The sequence below is a fragment of the Xanthomonas sp. SHU 308 genome (assembly GCF_000364645.1).
Classification (GTDB): domain Bacteria; phylum Pseudomonadota; class Gammaproteobacteria; order Xanthomonadales; family Xanthomonadaceae; genus Xanthomonas_A; species Xanthomonas_A sontii.
Genome location: NZ_AQOK01000243.1, coordinates 1 through 3,895, shown reverse-complemented (window position 1 = coordinate 3,895; position 3,895 = coordinate 1). Strand labels below are relative to the sequence as shown.

General features: G+C 71.2%; 3 protein-coding genes. 2 read left to right on the top strand and 1 reads right to left on the bottom strand.

Annotated elements, in window-relative coordinates; translation table 11 throughout:
* Positions 1–71 precede the first annotated feature (71 nt).
* Positions 72–1,685 (bottom strand): serine hydrolase, encoded by a 1,614-nt coding sequence (locus D588_RS0109140; protein WP_017915760.1) that lies wholly within the window; start codon positions 1,683–1,685, stop codon positions 72–74.
* 373 nt (positions 1,686–2,058) lie between these two features.
* On the opposite strand from D588_RS0109140, the gene D588_RS0109135 reads away from it, so the two are divergent.
* Positions 2,059–2,898: a DUF72 domain-containing protein gene (locus D588_RS0109135; protein ID WP_017915759.1), complete on the top strand. Its 840-nt coding sequence runs from the start codon at positions 2,059–2,061 to the stop codon at positions 2,896–2,898.
* A gap of 201 nt (positions 2,899–3,099) precedes the next feature.
* Positions 3,100–3,895 (top strand): 2-keto-3-deoxygluconate permease (locus tag D588_RS0109130; RefSeq protein WP_017915758.1); only part of this gene is annotated, 796 nt, incomplete at its 3' end.

Below are 3,895 nucleotides of genomic sequence, written 5' to 3'. Positions count from 1 at the left end.
CCTCCTGTCATCGCAGGTGCATGACAGTTGACTCCTACCATTCCCTATTCCCCATTCCCGATTCCCAGCAGTCACTCCGGCGTCAACACCAGGTCCTGGAAATCGAAGCTGAAATCGGTCAGCGGCGAGATCGCCTGCATGCGCGCCTCGCGCACCTTGCCGTCGGCGGTCAGGGCGAAGCTCAGGAAGGCGTCGGCGTTGAGCGAGCGGTCGCGCCAGCGCACGATGAAGGTGTCGTGCTGCCAGTGCTCCAGGGTGCCGACCAGCTGCGCGGTCTTGCTGAACTGCAGTTCCAGGCGCTTGCCCTGCTGGCGCACCACCACATCGCCGTACCACGGGTCGCGGTAGGTGCCGGCGTAGCCGGACAGCGGCAGCGACGGGGTGGACTTGGCGTCGCGCGCGGCCACGTGCTTGGCCCAGTCCTCGTCGGCATTGGCGTCGGCCTTGGCCACGGCCTTGGCGTAGGCGGCGGTCCAGTCGGTCGCCGGCGCGCCCAGGTAGGCGTCCAGCACGCGCAGGGTGATCGCGTTGAAGGCGGCGCCGACTTCCTGGTTGGTCAGCACGATCACGCCCAGCTTGCGCTCGGGCACCAGGGTCAGCCGCGAGACCATGCCCGGCCAGCCGCCGGTGTGCCAGACCAGCTTGGCGCCGCGGTAGTCGCTCAGGCTCCAGCCCTCGCCGTAGCCGGCGAAGTTGGGCCTGGCCGGCAGCAGTTCCGGCACGCTCGGCTCGGAGATCGCGATCGGCGTGATCATCTGCCACATCTCCTGCTGGCGCTGCGCGCTGAACAACTCCCGCGCCTGGCCGTCGGCCGACGGCAGGCGCCCGCCGTCGAGCTGCACCTGCATCCACTTGGCCATGTCGTGCACATTGGCGTAGATGCCGCCGGCGCCGGAATTGTTGGACCAGGTCAGCGGCGCCACCGTGCGCAACTCGCGGAAGTCGAACTTGGCATGGCCGATCGCGGCTTCGTCGCCGGGCTGCAGGTGGTCGCTGTTGATGCGCGCGCCGGTCATGCCCACCGGCACGAAGATACGCTGGCGCACGAACTCGGCGTAGCTCTGCCCGGACACCTGCTCGATCAGCTTCTGCGCCACCGCGTACAGGATGTTGTCGTAGGCGTAGCGGTCGCGGAAGCCGCCCTTCAGCGGCACATGCGCCAGGCGCCGCACCACCTCTTCGTTGCTGTAACTGGTGGCCGGCCAGAACAGCAGATCGCCCGCCCCCAGGCTCAGGCCGCTGCGATGGCTGAGCAGATCGCGCACGCGCATTTCGCGGGTGACGTAGGCGTCGGACATCTGGAACCACGGCAGGTGGTCCACCACCCGGTCCTCGAGCTTGAGCTTGCCTTCGTCGGCCAGGATCGACAGCGCGGCGGAGGTGAAGGCCTTGGTATTGGAAGCGATGGCGAACAAGGTCTGCGCGTCCACCGGTTCCGGCTTGCCGAGTTCGCGCACGCCATAGCCGCGCTCCAGCACCACCTGCCCGTCCTTGACGATGGCGATGGCGATGCCGGGCACGTCGAACTGCTTGCGCACGCGCTCCACCTGCGCGTCCAGATCCTGCAGCCCGGGCGGCAATGCGGCCGGGGCCGGTGCGGGGGCCGCGGCGGGGACAGGCGCCTGCGCCTGCACGGTGGCGCTCATCGCCAGCAACAGGCCGCAGCCCATCGAGATGCTCTTCAACTGCGTCGCTCCTGAAGAAGGGAAACCAAGGCCGCACACTGGCGCGCGCGTCCCGGCGAGTGTAGAGCCTGCCGGGCCGTTTGCGGCGGACCAAGGCGCGCCGCTGCGACGCCGCGTAGTGCCAGATGCGGTCCAGACGCGGGTGGCCGCTACTGCCAACGTCCAACTCGCACGCAGCGGCCAGCGGAGTTGGCGGCCATTCCCGCCCTGCACGCACGCATGGCGCACGCCATCGCGCAGGCGACGAACACGCGGCACAGGCACACGCCGCGCGCCGCCCAGCGACGCCACCAGGCCACTGACGCCCACGACCACACCCCGCAACGCCGCGCTGCGGCACAATCGCTCCCCGCCTGCCGCCGGACACGCCCGCATGAACGACCTCTTCGACTCCGCCCCGGCCGCGCCGGACGGCATCCGCGTCGGCATCGGCGGCTGGACCTACGCACCATGGCGCGGCGGCATGTTCTATCCGCAGGGCCTGGTGCAGCGCCGCGAACTGGAATACGCCAGTCGCCACGTCACCAGCATCGAGATCAACGGCACCTACTACGGTGCGCAGAAGCCGGAGACCTATGCGCGCTGGCGCGACGAGACGCCGCCGGGCTTCCTGTTCTCGGCCAAGGCGCCCAAGCGCATCACTGCCTTGCGGCGGCTGGCCGGCGCCGGCACGCAGATCGAGGATTTCGTCGGCGGCATCGCCAGCCTCGGCGACCGCCTCGGCCCGCTGCTGTGGCAGTTCGAGCACGGCCACCGCCTGGACCTGGACGACCTGGCCGCGTTCCTGGACCTGCTGCCGCGCAGGACCGACGGACGCCGTCTGCGCCACGTGCTGGAAGTGCGCGATCCGGCCTGCGTCGGACCGGAACTGCTGCACCTGACGCGCCGGCACGGCGTGGCCACGGTGTTCACCGATTCGCCCGAGTTCCCCTCCTTCGCCGACCTGGGCGCCGACTTCGTCTATGCGCGGCTGATGCGCAGTCGCGCCGACCTCGCCCATGGCTACCCGCCCAAGGAACTGCAGGCCTGGGCCGCGCACGCGCAAGCTTGGCGCCGCGGCGAGGATCCGCAGGCGCTGCCGCACGCCGATACGGCCGTGGCCAAGACCACGCCGCGCGAGGTCTTCGTCTACTTCATCAGCGCCGCCAAGGAACGCAATCCCGCGGCGGCGATGGCCCTGCTGAAGATCCTCGGGTCCGCCGCTCAGGCGTGACGCGCTGGGCCACGCGCACGCGACGCCCGGCACGGCGCAAGCGCGACCGCCGACGCCGCGGTCGCAAGACGGCTGAACCGGGCCTCGACCGCGCATGGCCGGCGACACCTGGCGGTCGCCGCACTGCGGTACAACACCGCCCGTCCGGCGCCGTCGCCGGGCCGCGGCCGCGGGCCGCGCCTGCACACGCGGAGTCCCTCGATGCGGATCAAGCACACGCTCGAACGTCTTCCCGGCGGCATGATGCTGGCGCCGCTGCTGCTCGGCGCGCTCTGCCACACCCTGTGGCCGCAGGCCGGCGCCTGGTTCGGCTCCTTCACCCAGGGCCTGATCGGCGGGCTGCTGCCGATCCTGGCGGTGTGGTGCTTCTGCCTGGGCGCCTCGATCCGGCTGCGCAGCGGCGGCCGCGTGCTGCGCGCCTCCGGCGTGCTGGTGCTGACCAAGATCGCGGTGGCGTGGCTGACCGCGGTGATCGCCGCGCGACTGTTGCCGCCCGGCGGCATCGTCGCCGGCATCTGGAGCGGCATGTCGGTGCTGGCGCTGGTCGCGGCGATGGACATGACCAATGCCGGCCTGTTCGCCGCACTCATGCAGCAGTACGGCCGCCGCGGCGAGGCCGGGGCGATGGCGCTGATGTCGCTGGAATCCGGGCCGCTGGTGACCATGCTGATCCTCGGCACCGCCGGCGTCGCCAACTTCGAACCGCGGCTGCTGCTCGGCGCGGTGCTGCCGCTGCTGGCCGGTTTCGCGCTCGGCAACCTGGACCCGGCGCTGCGCGCCCTGTTCGCGCGGGCGGTGCCGGCACTGATCCCGTTCTTCGCCTTCGCCCTGGGCAATACCCTGGACCTGCGCATGGTCGCCCATGCCGGCGTGGCCGGGGTCGCGCTGGGCCTGCTGGTGATGGTGGCGACCGGGATCCCGCTGCTGCTCGCCGATCGCTGGCTGGCCGGCGGCAACGGCAGCGCCGGCCTCGCCGCCTCCAGCACCGCCGGCGCAG